The following is a 23,236-nucleotide window of genomic DNA, read 5'->3' on the forward strand; positions in this document are numbered from 1 at the left end:
TTTTCAGAAATGCAGACCCTGTGGGGAATGGAAGGGTAGTGTTTAACATTGCTCACAACAAATACAGACTGATTGCGAAATTTGAATATGAGAAGCAACTGGTGTTCGTAAGATTTATTGGCACACATCGCCATTACGATCAGATAGAGGACATTAAAAATATTTAAACGCGTTATGAAAGCATTAACGATCAATTTGGAAGATATCGTAATCAAACCGATCACGAATGAATCCGATTTCCGGGAAGCTGGCAAAATCATCGATGCACTGTTGGACGCTGATTTAATTGAAAATCCAAAAAACCGAAAAAAGGCTCTCGATATCCTGGAAGCGATAACTGTTTTGGCCATCGACTATGAAAAGAGACACTACACTATTCCAAAGCCTGATCCAATAGAAGCGATTAAAGAAAGAATGGAACAGCTCCATCTAACAAGAAAGGATGTTGCTCCTTATTTCGGAGGGGAAAACAGGGTTTCAGAGGTTTTAAACAAGAAAAGAAATCTGACTATCAAAATGATCAGGGAACTCAGCAAGAATCTCGGTATACCTGCTGACACTCTTTTGACCGCCGGTTGAAAATCCAATCTTTGAATAACTAAATAAAAGTAAGTATCCATATCATAAGAATAATGTCACAGCCCAAAGTAGTATTAGCGTTCAGCGGAGGATTAGATACCTCTTTTTGTGTAAAATATTTAGCCGAAGACAAAGGTTACGAAGTCCATTCGGTTTTGGTAGATACAGGCGGTTTTTCAGACGAAGAATTGAAAACCATTGAAGCCAATGCATATGCTTTGGGCGTGAAGAAACATGCTACCATTTCTAAAACAGCAGATTACTATAATGATTGTATTAAGTATTTGATTTTTGGAAATATACTTAAAAACAATACATATCCTCTTTCTGTAAGCGCAGAACGCGTTTTTCAGGCAGTAGCAGTTGCGGAATATGCCAAGGAAATCGGGGCCAGCGCGATCGCTCACGGAAGTACCGGCGCCGGAAATGACCAGGTACGTTTTGACATGGCTTTCCGCATCATTATCCCGGAAGCAGAGATCATTACCCCGATACGCGATTTGAAACTTTCGCGTGAAGCTGAAATTGAATATTTGACGAAAAAAGGCGTGGGTCGCGAGTGGGCAAAAGCCGCATATAGTATTAATAAAGGCCTTTGGGGAACATCGGTAGGTGGTAAGGAAACATTGACTTCCAACCAATACCTGCCGGAATCAGCCTGGCCAACCCAGGTTTCTAAGACAGAGCCTGAAACCATTACATTGGAATTTGTACAAGGTGAATTAAAAGGCGCAGCGGGAGAAAGTTTTGAAAATTCTGTACAGGCGATCCAGAAACTGGCAGCAATTGCACAACCCTTCGGCATTGGCCGCGACATACACGTGGGTGATACGATCATTGGTATCAAAGGCCGCGTTGGTTTTGAAGCCGCGGCTCCTTTGATCATCATTAAAGCTCACCACACATTGGAAAAGCATGTTTTGAGCGAACAACAGCTTTACTGGAAAGAACAACTTTCTAACTGGTACGGCAGCTTGTTGCACAAAGGGCAGTTTGTAGAACCTGTAATGCGTAACATTGAGACTTTCCTTACAGATACACAGTCGCACGTGACGGGTAAAGTGCATGTTCATTTGGCACCATACCGTTTCTACGTAGAAGGAATCGAATCACCATTCGACCTGATGTCTTCTAAATTCGGTAGCTACGGCGAAATGAACAATGCCTGGACGGGTGATGACGTGAGAGGATTCTCCAAAGTTGCGTCGAACCAGGTAATGATTTATCAGAAAGTGAGTGAGTCCGTCGAATCAAAATAATCAAAATTCGTCTTTAATTTTTTGTAGCATGACTAAGATAGAACTACAAAGTCAAATTCAGCGAAAGGCACAGGAATTACCTCCCGATTTGCTTCAGGAAGTGTTTGACTATATGGAATTTATTTTAGAAAAGCGAAAAAAAAAGCCGTATTCAAAAAGCCAGGACGTGGACAATTGGTGGCACAACATTTCCGGTTTTTCGCACGATTATATGTTGCAGCGTAGCCAACCACCTCTCTATTGATTGCTGCTCATGCATTCAGCCAGGGATTAACTTTAGTAACCAATAACGTGAAGGAGTTCGAAAGGGTTGACAATCTGAAAATTGAAAATTGGGTATTAGAATGACAAAAATTAATATAGGCATTATCGGTGCAGCGGGCTACACAGGCGGGGAACTGATCCGAATTTTGATCAATCACCCAAATGTAGAAATCGCGTTTGCACATAGTAAAAGCCAGGCTGGGAAACCGGTTTATGCGACGCATACTGACTTGCTGGGCGACACAGATCTGATCTTTTCAGGTGAAGACATTCAAACGCTTCTGAATGACGAAACCTTGAATGCCATTTTTCTATGCTCTGGACACGGAGAGTCTAAAAAGTTTCTGGCTGAATATAATGTTCCAGACAACATTAGGATTATTGACCTGAGTACTGATTTTCGGGATGAATCGAATGGTTTTGTTTACGGACTTCCTGAATTACAAAAGGAGAAAATCAAGACGGCGACCAAAATTGCTAATCCAGGATGTTTTGCAACAAGCATTGAACTAGCGATTTTGCCGCTCGCGAATACTGGCCTGATCAAGGACGACATTCATGTGAGTGCGGTTACCGGCAGTACAGGTGCAGGTCAGTCGTTGAGTGCTACTACGCATTTTACGTGGCGTAATAACAATGTCTCAATATATAAGGCTTTTACGCATCAGCATTTGACTGAGATCAAGATGAGCCTTGGAAAGTTGCAGGCTGGTTTCGACAAAGCAGTTAATTTCGTTCCTTATCGTGGCGATTATACCCGTGGGATTATGGCGAATGTCTATACTGCTTTTGAAGGAACATTGGAGGAAGCAAAAAGCATTTACAAAAGCTTTTACGAATCGCATCCATTCACGCATGTCAGCGACACACCCATTGACCTGAAACAAGTTGTTAACACCAACAAATGCCTGATCCATTTAGAAGTTCACGACGGACAGTTGCTGATTTCCAGCATTATCGACAACCTTACCAAAGGTGCTTCGGGACACGCGGTACAGAACCTGAACTTGCTTTTCGGGCTACCTGAGGATGCGGGGCTGCGTATAAAAGCACCGGCTTTTTGATGTAATTCGTTATTTTTGTATGCTAATTAGTAATCATTAATACTATTTCCATGGATGATTTACTTCAAATTTATAGCCAATTAAGCGAGACCCAACGGAGGCAATTGCTGGCATACGCTGATTCACTTTTGCTTCATCAGAAAGCGCGAAAATCGGAAGGGAACCTGAGCGTATGGAAAGAAAAGATAAAGACCGTTTCGACTTGGAGTGAGAAAGACATATTAGCAATGGAACAAAATTCAAAAGGACTGAATAATTGGAAAATTCCGGAATGGTAGTTGACACTGGTATATTTATCGAATACTTACGTAAACAGGATAAGTCAAGAACCATTCTGGCATCGCTACCAAACGACGCTTCGTTATTTGTTTCAGCAGTGACGGTTTATGAACTAATGATGGGCGCAACAGACATTCAAAAAAAGAGAGATGTCGAAATTCTATTAGAAGGAATTCCGGTTCTTCCTTTTAGCGAAGAAGTATCGTTTAAAGCTGCCGAGATTTATCACAACCTTCGAAGGCGAAATCTGCTGATTGAATTCCGCGATATTTTCATTGGCGCCACCGCTATTACTTTTCAATTACCAATCAAAACACTTAATCGAGATCATTTTCAAAGGATTGAATCCCTCGATCTGGTCTGATATAACAAATACCAAGATGTCACATTTATTTGATGTTTATCCAATTTACGATATAGAGCCGGTGAAGGCTCAGGGGAGTTATTTGTGGGATCAGAATGGTACCAAGTACCTCGATCTTTACGGCGGGCATGCTGTGATTTCCGTAGGACATTGCAATCCGTACTATGTAGATATGCTGACCAAACAGCTGAATGCGATCAGTTTTTATTCCAATTCCGTTAAAATATCATTGCAGGAAGAACTGGCTGAAAAATTGGGAGAACTTTCGGGCTACCCGGATTACAAACTGTTTCTTTGCAATTCAGGTGCTGAGGCCAATGAAAATGCATTGAAACTGGCTTCTTTTCATAATGGAAGAACTAAGGTAATATCGTTTTCAAAATCATTCCACGGCCGTACTGCCGGCGCAGTAGCAGCGACAGACAATGCGTCCATTGTTGCCCCTATCAATTATAACAAACACGTCACGTTTCTTCCATTTAATGACATTGAATCTGCTGAAAACGGCATAACTGACGAAGTTTGCGCAGTTATTGTGGAAGGAATACAGGGCGTTGGCGGAATCAATGTTAGTACTGACGAATTCCTGCAAACATTAAGACGTAAATGTGACGAAACCGGCGCTATCCTGATCCTGGACAGTGTGCAATGCGGCTACGGACGTACCGGGAAATTCTTCTCACACCAGTTCAGCGGCATACAGCCCGATATTATGTCGATGGCGAAGGGAATGGGTAACGGATTTCCGATCGGTGGAATATTGATCTCACCCAAATTCAAAGCAAGCTACGGGTTATTGGGAACCACTTTCGGAGGAAACCATTTGGCTTGTGCTGCGGGGGTTGCGGTATTGGATATCATGAAAAATGAAAACCTGATCGAAAACGCTGCGAAAATCGGAGACTATCTTCTGAAAGGAATCGAGGAAATTGGTGGATATAAGGAACTAAGAGGACGCGGATTAATGATTGGAATTGAATTTGACTTCCCGGTGAAAGACCTTCGTAATAAACTTTTGTTTGAACATAAAATGTTTACCGGAGTAGCAGGAGCCAACACCATTCGTTTGTTGCCTTCACTTACTTTGGGTAAAGAAGAGGCTGATCTTTTCCTTGAAGCATTGAAAAAAGAGTTATCAGTCGCCACCGTTTGATTTAATCTTAACACCTAAATATTGCTATAACCGGTTTCAGTACAATTGCCTGAAACATGTCTGAATTCATAACTGAATGAAACACTTCCTTTCCATAGACGACGTTACAGACCTCAATCACCTCATTTCAAGCGGAATTGCCGCCAAGCGAAATCCATTTGGCGAAAGTGAGTTGGGCAAAAACAAAACCATCGGACTTCTTTTCTTTAATTCAAGTTTAAGAACCCGGATCAGTACGCAGAAAGCTGCACAAAATCTGGGACTGAATGTGATTACAATGAATGTCGGTCAGGATGGCTGGGGGCTGGAAATGGAAGAAGGTGTGATCATGAACGGTGACAAGGCCGAACATGTGAAGGAAGCTGCGGCTGTGATCGGGAGCTACTGCGATATCATTGGTATTCGTTCTTTCGCGGGTCTGCAGGAGCGGGAAAAAGATTACGCAGAGATCATTTTTCAGCAGTTTAAAAAATATGCGCAAGTACCCATTATCAACCTCGAATCTGCAACCAGGCATCCACTACAGTCGCTGGCCGATTGCATTACGATCGAAGAATTTAAGCTCAAACAGCGCCCGAAGGTCGTTTTAACCTGGTTACCCCATTTCAAAGCGTTACCGCAGGCGGTTGCCAATTCATTCTGCGAATGGATGAACCCGATGGACGTCGAACTTGTAATTACGCATCCCGAAGGCTATGATCTGGCTCCCCAGTTCGTTGGAAAAGGTCAGGTTATTTACGATCAAGACAAAGCATTGGAAGGCGCGGATTTTGTATATGGTAAAAACTGGTCGTCTTACTCGAATTATGGTCAGGTATTAACCAGCGATCCGTCCTGGATGATCACGGAGGCGAAAATGGCATTGACGGATAATGGTAAATTCATGCACTGTCTTCCCGTACGCCGGAATATGAAGGTAGCCGACGAAGTGCTGGATGGCCCTAGATCGCTCGTGATTGAGCAGGCTGCCAACCGTGAATGGTCTGCCCAGGCAGCTTTACGTGAAGTTTTGCTGGGTTTGCAGCATTAGAATGTCAGAATATAATTACCTGAACAGTTGTCATTCAGCTGTTTCTAATAATAAAATACTACTTACAATGAGTACCGCTACATTGACGCAACCTCTCGATACAACAACTATCAATTCAATCCGTAAAACAGGCGTCTTAATTGTAAACCTGGGTACGCCGGATAGCCCATCCGTGCCTGATGTCCGCAAATACCTACGTGAATTTTTGATGGATGAAAGAGTGATCGACATTCCTTACCTGAATCGCTGGTTGCTCATCAACCTCATCATTGCTCCATTCCGCGCACCCAAATCAGCAAAAGTTTACAAACAATTGTGGAGACCGGACGGCTCACCTCTAAAAATTTACGGTTTTTCGGTAAAAGACAAACTGCAAAGGGCACTCGGCGATCATTACGTTGTGGAGCTGGCGATGCGCTATCAAAGCCCGAGCATTGAAAATGGATTAAAGGCTCTGAGAAAAGAATGTTTGACAGAAATCATTGTGGTGCCTTTTTTTCCACAATATGCTTCTGCATCAACGGGGTCCGTGTATAAGGAAGTAATGCGGGTTGTGCAGGATTGGGAAGTTTTGCCTGAGATCCGGTTTGTAAATCGGTTTTTGGAGCACCCCAAGTTCATTAAGGGCTTTGTTGATCTTGGTAAAAAATATATGGCCCAGCGTGAATTCGATCATTTCGTGTTTAGCTACCACGGGCTACCTGAGAGGCAGATTACAAAAGGGGATGTAACCAAAAGTTTTTGCCAGTTCGGCTCTTGCTGCGACACGCTAGACCACAGAAATCAGCATTGCTATCGTGCCCAATGTTTCGAAACAACCCGTTTACTAGTTAAAGGAATGGGTATCCCGGAAGGAAAGTATACGACTTGCTTTCAATCGAGATTGGGCAAGAATCCATGGATCAAGCCTTACACTGACGAGGTAATACCGGAACTTACCAAAAAAGGCGTCAAAAGTGCGCTGGCTTTTTCTCCGGCTTTCGTAGCAGATTGCCTTGAAACGACCATTGAAGTCGGAGAAGAATATAAAGAGCTATTTGAAAAAGAGGGAGGAGAACACTGGCAGCTTGTGGAAAGTCTGAACGACAGTGATGTCTGGATAGAAGCTTTGGAAGATATCATCAAAAATCCGGCAGCCTGATCAGGTGCCGGATTTTTGGCTTTTATAGAATTACACCTTCCTTTTTATAAAGATCGGAAAGTGTATGAACAGCGTAGTCAATTTCCTCTTCGGTATTATACTTTCCAAAAGAGAAACGTACATTCGCCCGGTTTTCGTCAATTTTGAGCTCTGTGAGGACGTGAGAACCGATTTCCGTGCCGCTAGAACAGGCGCTACCGCCAGAAACGGCTATACCGGCAATATCCATATTAAACAACAGCATATCGCTGATGTCCGACGGCGGCAGGCTTACACTTAAAACGGTGTACAGGCTTTTATCCAGCTGGTCTGAATTTCCATTGAAGGTGATCCCTTCAATGCTGCTTTTCAGCTTCTCGATCATGCGTGTTTTGAGGCCTTCAATGTGGTTGCGATGTGCATCCATATCGCGGTAGGCGATTTCAAGCGCTTTGGCCAGCCCTACTATTCCGTAAATATTTTCAGTACCGCCGCGCATGTTACGTTCCTGCGCGCCTCCGTGTACGAAAGGTGCTATTTTAATGCCTGGCCTAACATATAAGAACCCTATACCCTTCGGACCATTGAATTTGTGGGCCGCGCCCACAATGAAATTGGCTTTCAATTGTTGCAGATCATGCCGGTAATGACCCATTGTTTGAACGGTATCACTATGAAACACTGCATTGTACTTCTCGCAAATGTCTCCTGCTGCTTCCAAATCCAGCAAATTCCCTATTTCATTATTGCCATGCATCAATGATACCAATGAGCGCGAATTCGAAGCCAGCAATGTTTCCAGATGTGCCAGGTCTACCTCTCCTTTATCATTCAGGTTGACGAAACTGAGCTGAATATGACCCGTTTTTTGCAAATATTCGAGGGTATGCAGTACGGCGTGATGCTCAATACGGGAAGTAATGGCATGTTTCAGGCCCAGCGTTTCAATGCTGGAACGAATGGCGGTATTGTCAGCTTCGGTACCTCCCGATGTAAAAAATATCTCAGCCGGGGCTGCATTCAATATAGCCGCAATGTTTTTTCTGGCTCTTTCAATCGCCGAGCGCACTGCCCGGCCATAGGAATGGATGGAAGAGGGGTTTCCGAATTGCTCGGTCATCAGCGGCAACATCACTTCCAGTACCTCAGGGTCCAGTCGTGTGGTGGCCGCATTATCCAAATAGGCTTTCATTTCTTTGATTAATTTCAATCAACCTGTCGTCGTCGACCCAGCTTTTACTTCTTAGGCTCAGAGATGATCTCCTTAATGTCAGAAATAATCTTATTAGCGAGGTTGATTGCCGTGGTTTGTGTCTCCGATTCAGAATAAATCCTGATGATCGGTTCCGTGTTTGATTTACGTAAATGAACCCATTCCCGGTCGAATTCTATCCTTACGCCATCGATAATGTTCAATGGCTGCTTGGAATATCTCGTCTGAATGCGGCTCAATATGTTATCAACACTAATATCTGGTGTGAGTTCAATTTTATTTTTGGAAATATAGTAGCTAGGGTATGCCCTGCGCAAAACCGAAGCTGTTTTGCCAAACTTGGCCAAATGTGTCAGAAACAATCCTATCCCAACCAATGCATCTCTTCCATAATGGCTCTCAGGATAGATCACCCCACCGTTTCCCTCACCGCCGATGACCGCATTATTAGCCTTCATCATATTCACAACATTCACCTCTCCTACCGCAGAAGCGAAATATTTGCCACCAGCCTTCACGGTCACATCCTTCAACGCAGCGGTGGACGAAAGATTGGAAACTGTATTACCAGGGGTATTTTTAAGAACGTAGTCGGCAACGGCAACCAGTGTATATTCTTCGCCGAAAGGAGTACCATCCTCGCACATCAGTGCCAGGCGATCCACGTCAGGATCTACAACAATACCAAGATTGAATGCGCCGTTGTTCAGCTCTTTGCTGATTTCCCGGAGGTGTTCCGGAAGCGGCTCGGGATTATGGGCAAAGTTACCCGTAGGCTCGCAATTGAGCTTTTTGATATTTTTTGGAGATACTCCCAGTGCTTCCAGGAGCATAGGAACGACGATCCCTCCCGTAGAATTGACGGCATCTACTACAATCCTGAAATTCGCATTTCTAATCGCTTCCACATCTACCAGTGACAATGACAGAACATGGTCAATGTGCTTTTGAAGATAGGAGTCATCGGTGCTGTAACTTCCTAATTTCTTTACGTCAACAAAAACAAAGTCCTCTTCATCCGCAATTCTCAGCACTTCTTCACCGTCGGCTTCTGAAATGAATTCTCCGTCGTGGTTCAAAAGTTTGAGGGCATTCCATTGGATGGGATTGTGGCTGGCAGTGAGAATAATGCCACCTGCGGCGTTTTCAGCCGTAACTGCTATCTCAACGGTAGGTGTTGTTGAAAGCCCCAGATCCAGCACATGAAGTCCTACTCCCTGTAATGTACCTGCGACCAGACGGCTCACCATTTCACCGGAAAGCCTGGCATCTCTGCCGATAACAACCTTTAAATTCTGTGGATTTGTACGCCTCAGCCATGTTCCGTAAGCAGCTGCAAACTTCACAACATCAATCGGAGTCAGCGCCTCACCCGATTTTCCACCCACAATACCTCTGATTCCTGAGATAGATTTAATTAACGTCACGATCTAGAATTCCTCTTTTTGTTTGGTTGCAAAAATACTAAATTTCCCTCTCTACTAGCCGAATTTTCTTCAAACAAAAACAACATTTGAGTTTATGGATTCCCAACACTCACTTAACGTTCAGCGTAATTTTGTTGATCTGCAATGAAAGTATTGCTTAAAGATATACTGTGAAGGAATTCAGTTTGATGATGTTACCTCCATTTTATTAAAGACAGTATCCATCCATTCGACAGGCAATTTCTGGACTGAATTGCTCAATGAAGCACTCCATTGCTTGCCTACATAGTCCAGGTCATGCTTTTCAAATCGATGTTCAGTAACCTGAAACGAGTCCTTTTGATACATGACCACCTCAATCGGATGATCCACATCATTGGAACTTGCGCGGGTCGAATCGAATGAAAGAAAACCTATTTTTAATGCGTCTTGCATCGAAGAATCAAATTCGAGGCTATGGTAGAGAAATCGGTTCCCCAGTCCATATGTCGTTTCGGCGCTACAAATGTTATAGGTCGCTAAGTTATTAAAAGTTGGTTCAGTTCATCCACTGGGTCTTAAATTGTCCCGTCGTCTGGCTCTGTGACTGACTTTGAGACTGCCCGGTTTCCAAGCCGAAGTACATATCAAAAATGGCAGCGTCCACATCGTTATTCTTGGTCTGAAACTTGTCCAGATACTCGTGAAGGCCCATTTTGAATACGTCTTCTACGTCTGTAAATTCAAGTTCGCTCCGGATTTTGCTCAATGCTCGCTCGGCAGGATTGGTATGGCCCCGCTCGGGAATTGATCCTGCGATCGCATACAGTGACAGTTCAGCCTGGCGTACGCAGTAAGCAATGGATCTCGGAAACAATTTGTCCAGGATCAAAAAGGCCACAATGTTCATCGGGGTCAATGCCCGATGTGTCTGCCGGTACATATTATATGCACTCACCGATTTCAAAACTGCCGTCCATAGCATCAGATCCAATGTCGAACCTGAGGTACCGGAGTCCTGCAAAAGGGTGAAATATTTCACATCAAGAAAACGGGAACATTTGTCGGCACGCTCGATATGCCGCCCCAGACGACCGAAATGCCATGCCTCATTGCGGGTAATGGAAGCATCCACTACACCATGAAAAAGCTGGCAGCTTTTGCGAATGTCCGTGAAGTAGGACTGCATATGGTCCATATTCCGGAAGTTATCCGGCGACGTACTTCTGATCGACAGGTAAAACGTATTGATACTTTCCCACATTTCTTTCGAAATCGTCTCGCGGATCGTACGGGCATTTTCCCGGGCCTCGTACAGACAGCTGATGATCGAATTGGGATTACGTTTGTCGAAAGTCATGAAATGGATAACATCTTCCTTCGTCGGCTTATCATAATATTTGTAAAACAGAAAATGATCAGCGGTTGCAATCAGAAGAGGCTCCCATTGTTCATCCACATCAGGAGGGAGATCCAGTGCCAGATTAAAATTAACTCCTACGAAACGGGCGTAGTTTTCAACCCGTTCGATGTAACGGTTCATCCAGTAAATTGAATTGGCAACTCTGCTAAGCATAAAAGGCAAGTATTATATCTAAATGGATTAATCAGAATAATTGTTAAGCGATCATACCAAAATACCTAATAAAATTTTGCAAATACAAGGATGTGCGAAAAGTAATATAATATCTGGAAAGATTATCATTTCAGGAATTTTCCTGAGATTGGTTTGGAATCTACCGGAAACATTTAATTTTTGTAAATTAACAAGTCATAAACTATAACCTGTATTCCTGTGTCGAAAAAAGAGCAATTTATTGCAGCAATTCAGAAATCATATCAAACTGACAAACCGGTAATTCGTTTAGGCTCGGCTATTTTGGACGGAGAAATCATTGGAGAAGCCAGAGTAAGCCTCCCGCTACGTATGATGAACCGCCACGGACTGGTAGCAGGGGCCACAGGATCAGGAAAAACGCGCACATTACAAGTACTGGCAGAGCAGCTTTCCGCGGCTGGCGTTCCAGTTTTCATGTCGGACATTAAAGGTGACTTATCCGGAATAGCACAACCCGGCAAAACCAATGCCGCGCTGGAAGAACGTTCACAGATCTTGGGAACCGTTTTCGAGCCAAAAGGATATCCGGTCGAATTATATTCGCTGAGCGGGCAGAAGGGCTCTCAGATGCGCGCGACGATTCTGGAATTCGGGCCGATTTTGCTTTCCAAAATATTTGAATTAAATGAAACCCAGTCAGGCGTACTCGCCATTCTGTTCAAGTACGCCGACGATAAGGATCTGCCGATGGTGGATTTGAATGACCTGAAAAAAGTCCTTAACTACCTCGCCGAGGGTCCTGGCGCAGTCGAGATCAAAGCAGATTATGGTACCATTTCCACGTCAACAGCCGGTACTATCCTGCGCAAAATCGTTGCATTGGAGCAGCAGGGTGTGGGTACGATTTTCGGAGAAAAATCTTTTGACATTACTGACCTCATCAATCGCGTCGACGGGCAAGGTGTGATCAGCCTGCTCAATATTTCTGATGTTCAGGATAAGCCTGCATTGTTTTCAACTTTCATGCTGAGCCTCTTGGCTGAGCTTTATCACAAGCTGCCAGAAGCTGGCGATTTGGACAAACCCAAACTGGTGTTCTTTCTCGACGAGGCGCATTTGCTGTTTAAAGACGCTCCAAAGGCATTCCTAGACCAGATCGAGCAGGTAGTAAGGCTGATTCGCTCCAAGGGCGTGGGGATCTTCTTTTGTACTCAAATGGCGCAGGATGTTCCCGTGTCGGTACTTTCTCAATTGGGAAACCGGGTACAGCACGTTTTGAGAGCATTTACGCCGCAGGACGCAGATGCATTGAAACAAACGGTAAAAACCTACCCGCGTTCCGACTACTACGCAATCGACCAGATTTTGACCACATTAGGTATCGGGCAGGCGTTGATTACTGTACTTAATGATAAAGGTATCCCTACCGAAGTAGCGGCGACACATTTACTTCCGCCCACGTCCATTATGGGGCCAATGGTGCAGGCCGACTATGATCAGCATGTGCAGCAGTCGGATCTCTACATGAAATACAAAGACCCGCTCGACCCGGAAAGTGCCTACGAAATGCTAACCAAGAGAATGGAAGCGCATGCAAAAGTACAGGCGGAAGCCCAGGAAGAAGTGGTGCAGGCAAAAAAACAAAAGGAAGAAACAAGTGTTATTTCCGATGCATTGAATTCTCCTTTGGCCAAACAGATCGGCAGAGAGGTGGTGCGGGGCGTTTTCGGAATGCTTTTTGGAAAATCCACCCGCACGAAAAAAACCGGCGGGGGATTGTTCGGATTTTAAATATCATTTTTATCCCAGCCGATCACGCATCGTTGCTGGGATAATTTTTCAAGATTAGCCTGTACATCAATGCGGGTCTTCGCATTATCGAATGCATCCCGGTAATTTTCCTTCAACTCCCTACGCTTGATCGCTTCCAGAAAACGGCGGGCATCTTCTTCATTTTCAAGCAATAATTCCGGCACGACCGTTGGCTTGTCGTCGTCACCTTTCGCTACCATCGTCACATAGGAAGTGTTAGTGTGCCGCTGGATCCCGTTCCGCACATTTTCAGCAATAACCCTGATCCCGATCACCAGCGAGGTTCTCCCCACATAATTCACAGAGGCATGCAGGGAAACCAGATCCCCTACCTCAACGGGTTCGAGAAAATCCACACCGTCCACCGAAACAGTCACACAATAAGTACCCGCATGGCGCGCAGCACATGCGTATGCCACTTTATCAATCAGTGACAACAAAATTCCTCCATGAATTTTTCCTCCAAAATTCGCATACGAGGGAATCATCAGTTCAGTCAGGGTAGTTTGGCTGAAACGGACAGAGCGGGGTTCCTGATCCATGATTTTGGCTTGCTAATGCTATTTTATTTCAAAAAAACGGTCTTGCCTGACTTCGCAGATTGCTTGGCAGATTCCAGTATTTCTACGACGGTAACATTGACCGGTAACCCGTACAGATCATTGGTATCGAGCTTCAACCGGCCTTGCACAACGTCCGCCAAAACTGAAAAAGGATCAGTAAATGGAGCAGGACGAGGATCGAGTTTAATGGTTTCCTCAGGCGTTTTGTCTTGTAATCTTTGTCTGACAACCGTCGGATTTACGGCTATTGCGTAACCCTTGTTGCCATACACTTCCATATCTTTTCTCGCAAAAGACCAGTTCCAGGAGCCCTGAATGATACATTGTGCTTTTGGATATTGCAATATGATCGTCGCTTCGTCGTCTACATTCTTGTAAATCTCCGGCTTGTCCTGATGTGTTACTGCGGTTACTGAAATGGGCCTTTCGCCCTTCAAAAGCCAGGTCATCAAATTAGCCCCATAACATCCAAAATCGACTAATGCGCCCGCTCCGTTTTTAGCAGGATCAGTCAGAATGGCGAAAAATTCCTTGCTTACTCCGATTTCCTTTGGCCCCTGATGACCATCATTGACCATAACTTTCCGGATATCGCCTAACTTTCCCTGCTTCACCAGATCATTCACATACTGATTACTGGCATACCATGAAGTTTCATAATTCGTCAGTACCTGAATGGAGTTTTGGCTGGCCAGTTTCTGAATTTCCTTGGCATCGGCGAAGGTGGTAGCCAATGGTTTTTCCACCATCACATGAATTTTCCTCGGCGCACACGCACGAACGACGATCACGTGGTCACTGATTGCTCCGAAAGCTGAAACTGCCTCGGGTTTCGTTTCATCCAGCATTTTGTTCAGATCTGAGAAGAACAGCTTTTTGTCCAGCTTGTACTTTTCAGCAAATAAATTGACCAGGTCAGGATTGGTTTCGTAAATCCCTACCAGCTGAATATCTTTTTTATCAGCGCGGTTAAAAACCCAGCCCACGTGCCCGTGGCTAAGGCCCGCGACCGCTACACGCACAGGCGACTGCGCCATTGACTGGACACTCAGCAATCCGAAAATCAACAATAAGATCGTTTTCATAAATCGGTTAGTTTAGGATAGTTTATCAATAATATCTTTAATCACTTCCTGCAAATAAGCCCCGTTATAAGGCCCGTACCAGCTCATTGTTTTGGTTTCATATAAGTCACGGTCAAAGTATTTATCATGGGTGATATAGCCGATATAACCGCCATTAAAGCTAGTTACCATCAGATTGAGGCCCTTGGTTTTCGCATAGGCATCCAGCGTGCCGACCAGTTCACCCGAAAAATCGCAGGGCATGCCTACCATCAGGATATTGCCGATCCTTAATGCTTTTATAAACACCGGATATTCTCCAAAAGCCTTGTTGAATGCCCACGGGCGCAGTACCAGGCTCATGGTAAGCCGTGGTGAAGGAGCGCGGAGTGGCAGTGGTAATGTAATGGCTTCTACGATCGCACCTTTTACGTCTTCTTTTTTTGTAGAATCAGAAAGTAAGGCTTTTTGTACGCCAAACGCCTGATTCTTAACCTCGTCAAAATCATCGGTACCTTTTTCAATCGGACCCATGCTGCCTACTGCTCCGGCCACGTACATCGCAAAATTGTACCGGCCTTTTTCCAGCGAATCTACCAACATACCAGGATAGTCACGCGACAGCACAATGTTTTTAGAGTTCAATACCGTTGAATGTGCCGCAAAAGAGCTCAGAATGGCTTTCTGCCCACTTGCCGTTACAAATGCTGCAGACCTGATTTCAGGATCGATCCCTCCCTCCTCACCTACTAGCCTGTTACGAATATCAATGGTATCAATGGATTCCATGTAAGTAAGCCTGGCTGGTTCCAGCTTAGCCTTAGCCTGAACGATAGCCTGAAAAATAGCGTCAGCAAGGGTCTCAACAGTCTCTTCATTATATTTTCCAGAGAAAAACAGGCCTGATATGCCTGTGCCCCAGCCACCTACACTATTATGGCTATGCGTAGCGCCAAAGTAGACATTCTCAAAGGGAATTTCTTTTTCCGTCAACCGTGATTGTAGCAGTTTTACTACCGTAGGCGGTACAATGAGCAGGTCGGCGGCGATAATGGCTGCTTTTGTAATGCCATTGTCGATCACCATCGCTCTTATATACACTGAATCGTGAACGGCGGTGTAAGGCCGCCCTCTCCTGTTACCGTAACCTGCTGTCGGTGTGGGAGATGTGGGTGTAATGTTTACCTTCGCCCATCCTACCCTGAGGGCACCGGTCGAACCTGATGTGTCTGGTTTTACGTCATTAATGATTTTCTTCCACTGGCTGTAATAGGGCATTTCCTTGTAGGGAGTGTGGTCCATGGTGGTCACCATAGTCGCAATGAGTAATACAAGAAGCAGCACTATTGAGCCGATGATCCGAAAAAATATTCGAAAGAACTTCATAGAGGCTGTACTTTGGGGAGGTTAGGTTATAAAATTAGAAAGCAGGAGGATTGGGAAATATCCTCATTTTAGCAAAAAACCCGACAATACGTCTGAGGTGCTGTCGGGTATATTTCAGGTAAATACCTGTTAATGAATCATTTCAACCTTGCTTCACGAGCTGAATGTTAGCGATCAGTTTCACATCCTCGCCGATGACCAGTCCGCCCGAGTCGGTCAGCTGCATGTAGTTCAGGCCATATTCCTGGCGGCTGAGCCTTCCTTCTACTTCAAATCCTATTCTGAGATTGCCATCCCCGTCTTTTTCAACACCACCATATTCGGCATCCAGCTCGATGGGTTTGGTAATTCCTTTCAGCGTCAGCAAGCCCGACAGCTTATAGTTATCTCCTTTTACTTTATGAAAGTAGTTGGACTGGAATGTAATGTGAGGGAATTGTTCAGCATCAAAAAAGTCCGCCGATTTAAGGTGCGCATCACGCATATCCACATTGGTATCAATACTGTTCACATCCAGCGAAAAGTGAATTTCTGCATTCTCAAAGTTATTCATATCCGATGTAGCCCCGCCTTCAAAGTTATTAAAGGAGCCAGTAATCGAGGAAATGACCAAGTGTTTGATTTTAAACTGAACTTCGGAATGCACAGGGTCTACGATCCATTTTGTAACTGCCATAGGTAAGATATTTAAATTCCACAAATGCTATTAATCCTAAAATTAATATTCCTGATTGACAAACGTGGATTAAAATGTTTTAATTCAGAACGCCTGAACGTTAACAATAAAATAAATGGCACGTAATTTTTAAGCAACTCGTTGTCATTACATTTACTAAATATATTAAATCGACTCATAGATGAAAATGAAGGGAAGAAGCATATTCACGTACGACGTGTATGCCCCCACTACCGTAACAACCATGTTACGCCCCCGCCGCCAGGAAGGCCAGTCAATCATTCAGGAAGGTTTCAACATTGAACCCTCCGTACCATTTTCAGAGTATATCGACATTTACGGAAACCCTTGCCAGCGGACCATTCTGCCAGTTGGGAAAGTGACCATAACAACGGAAGTGCAGGCGCAGGTGAATGTAACGAAACCGATCCCTAATCCGCTGCCTACCTATATGCTGGTGGGTGATTTGCCGGATGATGTCATGCATTATATCCTGCCAAGCCGCTATTGCGAGTCAGATCTGCACGAAATTAATATGCTGGCGATGGAGATAGCCGGAAACCTTACCCCGGGTTATCAACAGGTGGAAGCGATCAGAACGTGGATCCACCAGAATGTGACCTACCAATACGGTATGACCGATGCGAGCACGACCGCTTTGGACCTTGCGCGCAATCGTATAGGGGTATGCCGTGACTTCACACACCTAGCTATTGCGCTATGCCGCAACTTGTGTATACCCGCACGTATGACCGTAGGCTATCTTGATAGATTGAAAGTCATGGATTTACACGCCTGGTTCGACGTATATATTGGCGGAGAATGGTATACATTCGATGCCGTGCAGGAGAAAACCAGTGGTTACCGGATCGAAATCGCCCACGGACGCGATGCGGCTGATGTGGCAATGGTTACCCAATATGGCAATGCTACGCTGCAATCCTTGCATGTGGAAGTGGAGTTGTTGGAGCCGGAGCAATAGAATATACTAGAAAGTTGGGCGTAGTCTCCGACTACGTCTGAGTGTTTGCCGGTCTCCGACCGGCTTTTTTATAGCCAAATCCCGGCTTCTTCGGTTGCAGTACGTTGTGCTTGTGCCGGTCTGATACCGGCTTTCGCTCGGGCGTAGTCTGAGACTACGCCCAACTTCAATTAAGATATCACACCAAGGTCTTTACCAACCTTCGTAAATGCAGCAACGGCTTTTTCAAGATGCTCTTGCTCGTGTCCAGCGGAGATTTGAACCCTGATCCTGGACTTTCCTTGCGGTACCACCGGATAGAAAAATCCGATGACGTAAATGCCTTCATCCAACAACCTAGCTGCGAATTCCTGCGCCAGCTTGGCATCGTAAAGCATAATAGGTACAATGGGATGCTCACCTGGCAAAATGTCAAAACCTGCTTCTGTCATTTCCTTTCTGAAATAAGCCGTGTTTCTTTCTAGCTTATCGCGCAATGCCGTAGAAGACGAAAGCAGATCTAGCACTTTAATGGAGGCACCGACAATGCTGGGCGCTAATGTGTTTGAAAAAAGATAAGGTCGTGAACGCTGGCGCAAAATTTCCACAATCTCCTTCTTGGCAGCGGTAAATCCACCCGACGCACCGCCCAACGCTTTCCCATAGGTACCGGTAATGATGTCGATCCTGCCCATTACATTGCGGAATTCGTGCGATCCGCGGCCGGTTTTCCCCATAAAACCTGTCGCGTGACATTCATCAATCATCACCATGGCATCATATTGGTCGGCCAAATCGCAGATTTTATCAAGCTGCGCAATGGTACCGTCCATTGAAAACACACCATCGGTCACAATGAGTATTCGCCGGCTTCCCTGCGCGTCTTTGAGTTGTTGTTCAAGATCGGCCATGTTATTATGCTTGTACCGAAAACGCTTCGCTTTGCACAGCCTGATCCCGTCGATCAGCGACGCATGATTGAGTTCGTCGGAAATGATGGCGTCCTGATCATTCAGCAAAGGTTCAAAAACACCTCCATTCGCATCGAATGCAGCAGCGTATAAAATGCAGTCTTCGGTTCCGAGAAATTCAGCTGTTTTCTTTTCCAGTTCTTTATGTATGTCCTGGGTTCCGCAAATAAAGCGAACTGACGACATTCCGAAACCGTGGGTGTTAATCGCGTCAATGCCAGCTGAGATCACTTCTGGGTGTGATGAAAGCCCCAGGTAGTTATTGGCGCAAAAGTTCAGCACATTCTTGCCGTCTGTGGCGATGTTTGCCGACTGCGGCGTGGTAATCACACGTTCCTTTTTGTATAATCCGGCCGCTTTAATGGCTTCCAGTTCTTGGTGTAATTCTTCTTGGATTGTTGCGTTCATGGGTTCAATGTTGAATGGGTCGCCGGTGCGATGATTGAATGAATGAATGAATGAGCGAATGACTGAATGTCAGAATGACCGGGTTGTCAGTACGATAAAATTTAATGTTCGTTTTTGACGGACTGATATTTTTTTCTGAGCTCAGTGATCATCTCTTCTGTCATTTTATCCAGTGAATAAGCTGGTCGCCAGCCCCAGTCTTTTCTGGCTGTGGAATCGTCTATTTCCTTGGGCCATGAATCTGCGATTTCCTGCCTGAAATCTGGTTTGTAAATAATCTTGAATTCCGGGATGATCTTCTGAATGCTGGCTGCAATTTCCTTTGGAGAAAAGCTCATACCTGCCAGATTATAACCCGTTCGAACCGTTACTTTTTCCTTCGGCGCTTCCATTAAACGTACCGTGGCGTCCATGGCATCGCTGATGTAGATCATCGGCAGCTTGGTATTTTCGCTCAAAAAGCATTCGAAAACCTCTCCTTTTACTGCTTTGTGATAAATATCCACGGCATAATCTGTGGTACCGCCGCCGGGCATTGACTGGTACCCAATGATACCCGGGTATCGCAGTGACCGGATATCCATTCCGTAGCGTTTGAAGTAGTAGTTGGACCAGTTTTCACCGGCGGTTTTGCTGATGCCGTAAACTGTGGCTGGATCGAGATAGGACCATTGTTCCGCTTTGTCATCCACCTGGTCGCCAAAAACAGCGATGGAGCTGGGATAGAATATTTTTGAAACCCCATTTTCGCGTGCTGCTTCCAGCACATTAAAATAAGTTTGCATGTTGATATGCCACGTTTTCAGCGGCTCTTGCTCGCCTTTTGCGGAGAGAATGGCTGCCAGGTGGTAGATCTGGGTAACCTTGTATTTTGTGACGATCGCCGTTAATGCATTGGCGTCAGTAGCATCCAGTTTTTCAAAGCGTCCGGTTGTCAATTCGGGCTGTCGGATGTCCGAGGCGATAACCTGATCCACTCCGTAGATTTCTCGTAGGTACTCCACCAAAACCGAGCCGATCTGTCCATTTGCCCCTATCACTAATATACATTCCGTTCTCATAGCAATCTGATTTGTTAAAAGCATAAATCACTTGCAATTTCCCATATTTGATAATTATTTTCAAGGATTGGCATATTTCACAGGAAATGTTCCCGGACTATCTTATTTTTAAAGTAAATATTACTTCTTGACCTGTAAATTATTCCCCCGTACAGTAAATATTATTGCCCCATGGAACAGTTGGACAAAATTGATACCAAGATCCTCCGCATCCTGCAAAAAGATGCGAAAAAGACCACCAAGGAAATTGCTACTATGCTTAATCTGACAGTCTCGCCTGTTTACGAACGGATCAGGAGGCTGGAAAGCCTGGGGTACATTAAACAGTACGTGGCGATATTGGACAAAAAACTCATTAACCGCCACGTAACCACCATTTGCCAGGTGTCGATGCGCTATCATAATGAGGCTTTTATCGAGAAGTTCGAACAGGAGATACAAAACCTGCATGAGGTGCAGGAATGCTATCACATGGCAGGGCAGGTGGATTTTTTGTTAAAAATAAATGTAGCAAGTCTCGACGACTACCACGATTTTGTGAAGTACAAGCTTTCCAAAATCGATAACATTGGCGTCCTCAACAGCACGTTTGTGTTGAAGGAAATCAAACATACATCTGAATTCTACATTTAAAAATTCCTTTTACCAACTTCAAAATTCAGGGTTTTACTTCCCGAAACACCAGCCGGGGTGATTCCCTGAATGACCACCTGGTACTCGCCAGTCTGGTCGGAAGTGTAGAATTCTACCTGCGCTTTTCCGTTCTTGTCTGTCACCACATTGGGCGACCAATGCAGCAGGTTACGGAAATCCGGAATGCGGCTGTTGGCATTGCCGTTGTCATATTTGGGGGCATAAAATTCCCTTTGCGCCTGCACGCCCTCGTAAGGCATGATCATTACTTTCGGATCCAATTCAAATCCAGCCAGATCGCTGCGGTAGGTCGAGAAACTGACGATACCGGTAAAAGTGACCGGCCCGAGGAAATAGCGTGCGTTCATGAGCTCTATTTTCTTGATTTTAAGGGGATCAAATTCCATGATCTTGTCCGCGTCAAAAATCGGGATACCATCCATCATGATCAATGGATCTGTGCTATAAAATGTGTTGGGAAGTAGCTTGTCAACCATTCTGAAATGGAACTCCTTCTGTCTTTTTCTCACGAGTACTCCTTTGACATATTCACGCAATACTTCCTCCATGGTCGGAAAACGCGTAAAATCATCCAGAAAATATTTTTCGTCCGGTATGCCAAAGAATGCCAGGGAGTCGGTTAGTACTGCCTTTTTCTCAGTGAATAATCTTGGTAAAAATACATTTCCCGTTTGCATATTGATCGTCCGTGTCAGCAGCTGGTTTTCCAATGTTTTGTCAAAATAGAAAGGCGCCAGACCGGTGGTTGAGAATTGCTTGGAAAATGGGTTAGCTACTTCAAAACGATAAATCGAATCACGGCTCAGGTCCGTTTGCAATGTAAGCTCCTTGGGCCCTACAAAGTTGCGAACCTCAAACCGGATCTTTCCATACTGATCACTTTGGGTCACATACAAGCGTGCAGGCACGTCCAGCGCAGCGAGGAAAGCCTCCATTCCTTTGGCCGGGGAGCCGTCGTTTTTGTTCAGGATCTTACCGGTGATAAAATGTCCGTCATACTCCGGTAGATATTCATATGCTGGAACCTGGCCACCCAGCACTACGTCCCATTTCAGGCGTCTCCATCCGTGGGTCAGCATCAGGTTGTCCAGTCGCTGGTCTGCTTCTTTGGTTACATTGCTGAAATAGTACTCCGGCGTTTCAATATCCCCTTTCAGGTCAGCTGATAGCCATAAATAGCTGTTGATATCCTGCTGCGGCTGCGATTTGATCGAGTCATTTAGGTAGATGGCCACCGACAGGTTTGCCAAGTCCGAAGCTGCGGACGCTACTTCCGCGCTTAGGTCTAATGTCACTTTTTCCCTGGTAATGAATGTTTTGGCCAGTTTCGTCTCGACGTCAAGCCGCTGCTGCGGACGCTTGAAATACAATCTTTCACAAACCGGTTTTTGCTTTTGATTAAATACAGTGATGTGGGAAATCCCTTCTCCTAAGCTGCTCCTATCCAATAGAAATACGGCTCTGTTTTTGCTCAAAAACTTCTTCTCTATCTTTGAATTGGCCTGTCTGGTGTGAGTCAACAGGTAAACCATGATCGGCTCTTCGGTCGTGATCCTGGCGGTAACCGTTACCTTCACAAGGTTCGCCGTAGAGTCTTTGACCTGCATTATAAAACCTTGTTCCTCCACATTTGGAACAGGATACTCGTAGCGTTTTCCATTCTTGTCAGTGATCGCAGCTTTATAGGTTACTCCCTCCTGAGGCGTAAAGGAGAATTGACCGATACCATTCATTTCGGGCGTAAATTTCTGGATCGTGTCGTTTTGCTGGTTTAAAATCGCTCCTTTGAAGTCAATACCTTTACCATTACTGGCGATAGCCCTGAACCCAACCTTGCTCTCCAATCCTTTAACCAGGTGGCCGCCTTCCGGGAAAAACTGCACATCATATTTCACTTCTTCCTTTGCTGTGCGGTCGGGATCGAATCTGATAAATGGATTAATAACCGAAATCGTCGTTTCAAAATATTGGTCGGCGCTGAAATTCTTCATCCAGTTGGTATAGCAGCGCACTTTGTATTTTCCACTGAGAATGGTCGAAGGAATCAGTAGTGACCCATTTCCTTTGCCGTCCACGAGCGAAAATTTGGTTTGGATCACTGCATTGTTTTCAAGATCCAGTACTTCCAGGTAAGCGATCTTGCTCAGGTCCAGAAATTTGTGCGTCGAGCCGTTCAAATTATAGGCTTTAAACCATATCGTTTCTCCTACCAGGTAAAATGGTCGGTCGAGATGGACATATATCTTTTCCTGAATGGCGTTCGACGTGTATAGATTGAACCTTTGCTGAATGGAAGTCACCATTGGATCTTCCTGCGCGACCACAGAAAGCGGCAGCGCCATTACGATCGATAAATAGATAAAAGTCCTTAGTTTCATAATATCTTGTCAA

General features: G+C 44.9%; 24 protein-coding genes. 13 read left to right on the forward strand and 11 right to left on the reverse strand.

The window, feature by feature from the left end:
* The 10 genes from ABIO93_RS15555 to hemH form a co-directional block, all read left to right on the forward strand.
* The coding region (locus ABIO93_RS15555) for a type II toxin-antitoxin system HigB family toxin (protein WP_348069337.1) at positions 1-167 on the forward strand (167 nt) is incomplete at its 5' end.
* 7 nt (positions 168-174) lie between these two features.
* On the forward strand, positions 175-579 hold the full coding sequence (locus ABIO93_RS15560) for a helix-turn-helix domain-containing protein (protein ID WP_348069230.1): 405 nt from the start codon (positions 175-177) through the stop codon (positions 577-579).
* A 53-nt stretch (positions 580-632) separates the two neighbouring features.
* Positions 633-1,838 carry an argininosuccinate synthase domain-containing protein gene (locus ABIO93_RS15565; RefSeq protein ID WP_348069231.1) on the forward strand — a complete coding sequence of 402 codons (1,206 nt, stop codon included), beginning with the start codon at positions 633-635 and terminating at the stop codon, positions 1,836-1,838.
* A gap of 28 nt (positions 1,839-1,866) precedes the next feature.
* Positions 1,867-2,082, forward strand: coding sequence for a DUF2281 domain-containing protein (locus ABIO93_RS15570; RefSeq protein ID WP_348069233.1), 216 nt, complete (start codon positions 1,867-1,869; stop codon positions 2,080-2,082).
* Positions 2,083-2,182: 100 nt separating this feature from the next.
* Positions 2,183-3,166, forward strand: a complete 984-nt coding sequence (gene argC / locus ABIO93_RS15575; protein WP_348069235.1) for an N-acetyl-gamma-glutamyl-phosphate reductase — start codon at positions 2,183-2,185, stop codon at positions 3,164-3,166.
* A gap of 50 nt (positions 3,167-3,216) precedes the next feature.
* Positions 3,217-3,444 carry a hypothetical protein gene (locus ABIO93_RS15580; protein WP_348069237.1) on the forward strand — a complete coding sequence of 76 codons (228 nt, stop codon included), beginning with the start codon at positions 3,217-3,219 and terminating at the stop codon, positions 3,442-3,444.
* Positions 3,423-3,809: a type II toxin-antitoxin system VapC family toxin gene (locus tag ABIO93_RS15585; protein ID WP_348069239.1), complete on the forward strand. Its 387-nt coding sequence runs from the start codon at positions 3,423-3,425 to the stop codon at positions 3,807-3,809. Before ABIO93_RS15580 ends, ABIO93_RS15585 begins: the two co-directional genes overlap by 22 nt.
* 16 nt (positions 3,810-3,825) lie before the next feature.
* Positions 3,826-4,962, forward strand: a complete 1,137-nt coding sequence (locus tag ABIO93_RS15590; protein ID WP_348069241.1) for an aminotransferase class III-fold pyridoxal phosphate-dependent enzyme — start codon at positions 3,826-3,828, stop codon at positions 4,960-4,962.
* Positions 4,963-5,038: 76 nt separating this feature from the next.
* The gene (locus tag ABIO93_RS15595; protein ID WP_348069243.1) at positions 5,039-5,992 is read left to right on the forward strand and encodes an N-acetylornithine carbamoyltransferase; all 954 of its coding nucleotides are present in this window, start codon (positions 5,039-5,041) and stop codon (positions 5,990-5,992) included.
* 67 nt (positions 5,993-6,059) lie between these two features.
* Complete coding sequence (gene hemH / locus ABIO93_RS15600; protein WP_348069245.1) at positions 6,060-7,133, forward strand: ferrochelatase; 1,074 nt, start codon at positions 6,060-6,062, stop codon at positions 7,131-7,133.
* A 22-nt stretch (positions 7,134-7,155) separates the two neighbouring features.
* Here hemH and ABIO93_RS15605 read toward each other — a convergent pair whose 3' ends face one another.
* From ABIO93_RS15605 to ABIO93_RS15620, 4 genes are all read right to left on the reverse strand, one after another.
* The gene (locus ABIO93_RS15605; protein WP_348069247.1) at positions 7,156-8,304 is read right to left on the reverse strand and encodes a cysteine desulfurase family protein; all 1,149 of its coding nucleotides are present in this window, start codon (positions 8,302-8,304) and stop codon (positions 7,156-7,158) included.
* Between the two features lie 44 nt (positions 8,305-8,348).
* Complete coding sequence (gene glmM / locus ABIO93_RS15610; protein ID WP_348069249.1) at positions 8,349-9,752, reverse strand: phosphoglucosamine mutase; 1,404 nt, start codon at positions 9,750-9,752, stop codon at positions 8,349-8,351.
* 180 nt (positions 9,753-9,932) lie between these two features.
* Entirely contained in the window at positions 9,933-10,187 is a 255-nt protein-coding gene (locus ABIO93_RS15615; protein ID WP_348069250.1) for a hypothetical protein, read from the reverse strand.
* Positions 10,188-10,290: 103 nt separating this feature from the next.
* Positions 10,291-11,307: an alpha-E domain-containing protein gene (locus tag ABIO93_RS15620; RefSeq protein ID WP_348069252.1), complete on the reverse strand. Its 1,017-nt coding sequence runs from the start codon at positions 11,305-11,307 to the stop codon at positions 10,291-10,293.
* A 219-nt stretch (positions 11,308-11,526) separates the two neighbouring features.
* Between ABIO93_RS15620 and ABIO93_RS15625 the strand changes: the two genes are divergently transcribed.
* A complete protein-coding gene (locus ABIO93_RS15625) occupies positions 11,527-13,080 on the forward strand; it encodes a helicase HerA-like domain-containing protein (protein ID WP_348069254.1) in 1,554 nt (517 codons plus the stop codon).
* Here the strand turns inward: ABIO93_RS15625 and ABIO93_RS15630 are convergent.
* From ABIO93_RS15630 to ABIO93_RS15645, 4 genes are all read right to left on the reverse strand, one after another.
* Positions 13,077-13,643 carry an acyl-CoA thioesterase gene (locus tag ABIO93_RS15630; RefSeq protein WP_348069256.1) on the reverse strand — a complete coding sequence of 189 codons (567 nt, stop codon included), beginning with the start codon at positions 13,641-13,643 and terminating at the stop codon, positions 13,077-13,079. The genes ABIO93_RS15625 and ABIO93_RS15630 overlap by 4 nt on opposite strands.
* A gap of 23 nt (positions 13,644-13,666) precedes the next feature.
* On the reverse strand, positions 13,667-14,749 hold the full coding sequence (locus tag ABIO93_RS15635) for a Gfo/Idh/MocA family oxidoreductase (RefSeq protein ID WP_348069258.1): 1,083 nt from the start codon (positions 14,747-14,749) through the stop codon (positions 13,667-13,669).
* Between the two features lie 12 nt (positions 14,750-14,761).
* Positions 14,762-16,114 carry a neutral/alkaline non-lysosomal ceramidase N-terminal domain-containing protein gene (locus tag ABIO93_RS15640; RefSeq protein WP_348069260.1) on the reverse strand — a complete coding sequence of 451 codons (1,353 nt, stop codon included), beginning with the start codon at positions 16,112-16,114 and terminating at the stop codon, positions 14,762-14,764.
* Positions 16,115-16,256: 142 nt separating this feature from the next.
* On the reverse strand, positions 16,257-16,790 hold the full coding sequence (locus ABIO93_RS15645; RefSeq protein WP_348069262.1) for a YceI family protein: 534 nt from the start codon (positions 16,788-16,790) through the stop codon (positions 16,257-16,259).
* A 181-nt stretch (positions 16,791-16,971) separates the two neighbouring features.
* Here ABIO93_RS15645 and ABIO93_RS15650 point away from each other — a divergent pair, with 181 nt between their 5' ends.
* Positions 16,972-17,772, forward strand: coding sequence for a transglutaminase family protein (locus tag ABIO93_RS15650; RefSeq protein ID WP_348069264.1), 801 nt, complete (start codon positions 16,972-16,974; stop codon positions 17,770-17,772).
* Positions 17,773-17,942: 170 nt separating this feature from the next.
* Here the strand turns inward: ABIO93_RS15650 and kbl are convergent, their stop codons facing one another.
* Both kbl and ABIO93_RS15660 read right to left on the reverse strand, forming a co-directional pair.
* Positions 17,943-19,130 carry a glycine C-acetyltransferase gene (gene kbl / locus ABIO93_RS15655; protein WP_348069266.1) on the reverse strand — a complete coding sequence of 396 codons (1,188 nt, stop codon included), beginning with the start codon at positions 19,128-19,130 and terminating at the stop codon, positions 17,943-17,945.
* Positions 19,131-19,231: 101 nt separating this feature from the next.
* Positions 19,232-20,191, reverse strand: coding sequence for an NAD-dependent epimerase/dehydratase family protein (locus ABIO93_RS15660; RefSeq protein ID WP_348069268.1), 960 nt, complete (start codon positions 20,189-20,191; stop codon positions 19,232-19,234).
* Positions 20,192-20,362: 171 nt separating this feature from the next.
* Between ABIO93_RS15660 and ABIO93_RS15665 the strand changes: the two genes are divergently transcribed.
* Positions 20,363-20,824 carry an Lrp/AsnC family transcriptional regulator gene (locus ABIO93_RS15665; RefSeq protein ID WP_348069269.1) on the forward strand — a complete coding sequence of 154 codons (462 nt, stop codon included), beginning with the start codon at positions 20,363-20,365 and terminating at the stop codon, positions 20,822-20,824.
* Here the strand turns inward: ABIO93_RS15665 and ABIO93_RS15670 are convergent.
* A complete protein-coding gene (locus ABIO93_RS15670; protein ID WP_348069271.1) occupies positions 20,821-23,223 on the reverse strand; it encodes a hypothetical protein in 2,403 nt (800 codons plus the stop codon). The genes ABIO93_RS15665 and ABIO93_RS15670 overlap by 4 nt on opposite strands.
* Positions 23,224-23,236: the final 13 nt, after the last annotated feature.

Source organism: Dyadobacter sp. (assembly GCF_039919315.1).
In the GTDB taxonomy this organism is placed as follows: domain Bacteria; phylum Bacteroidota; class Bacteroidia; order Cytophagales; family Spirosomataceae; genus Dyadobacter.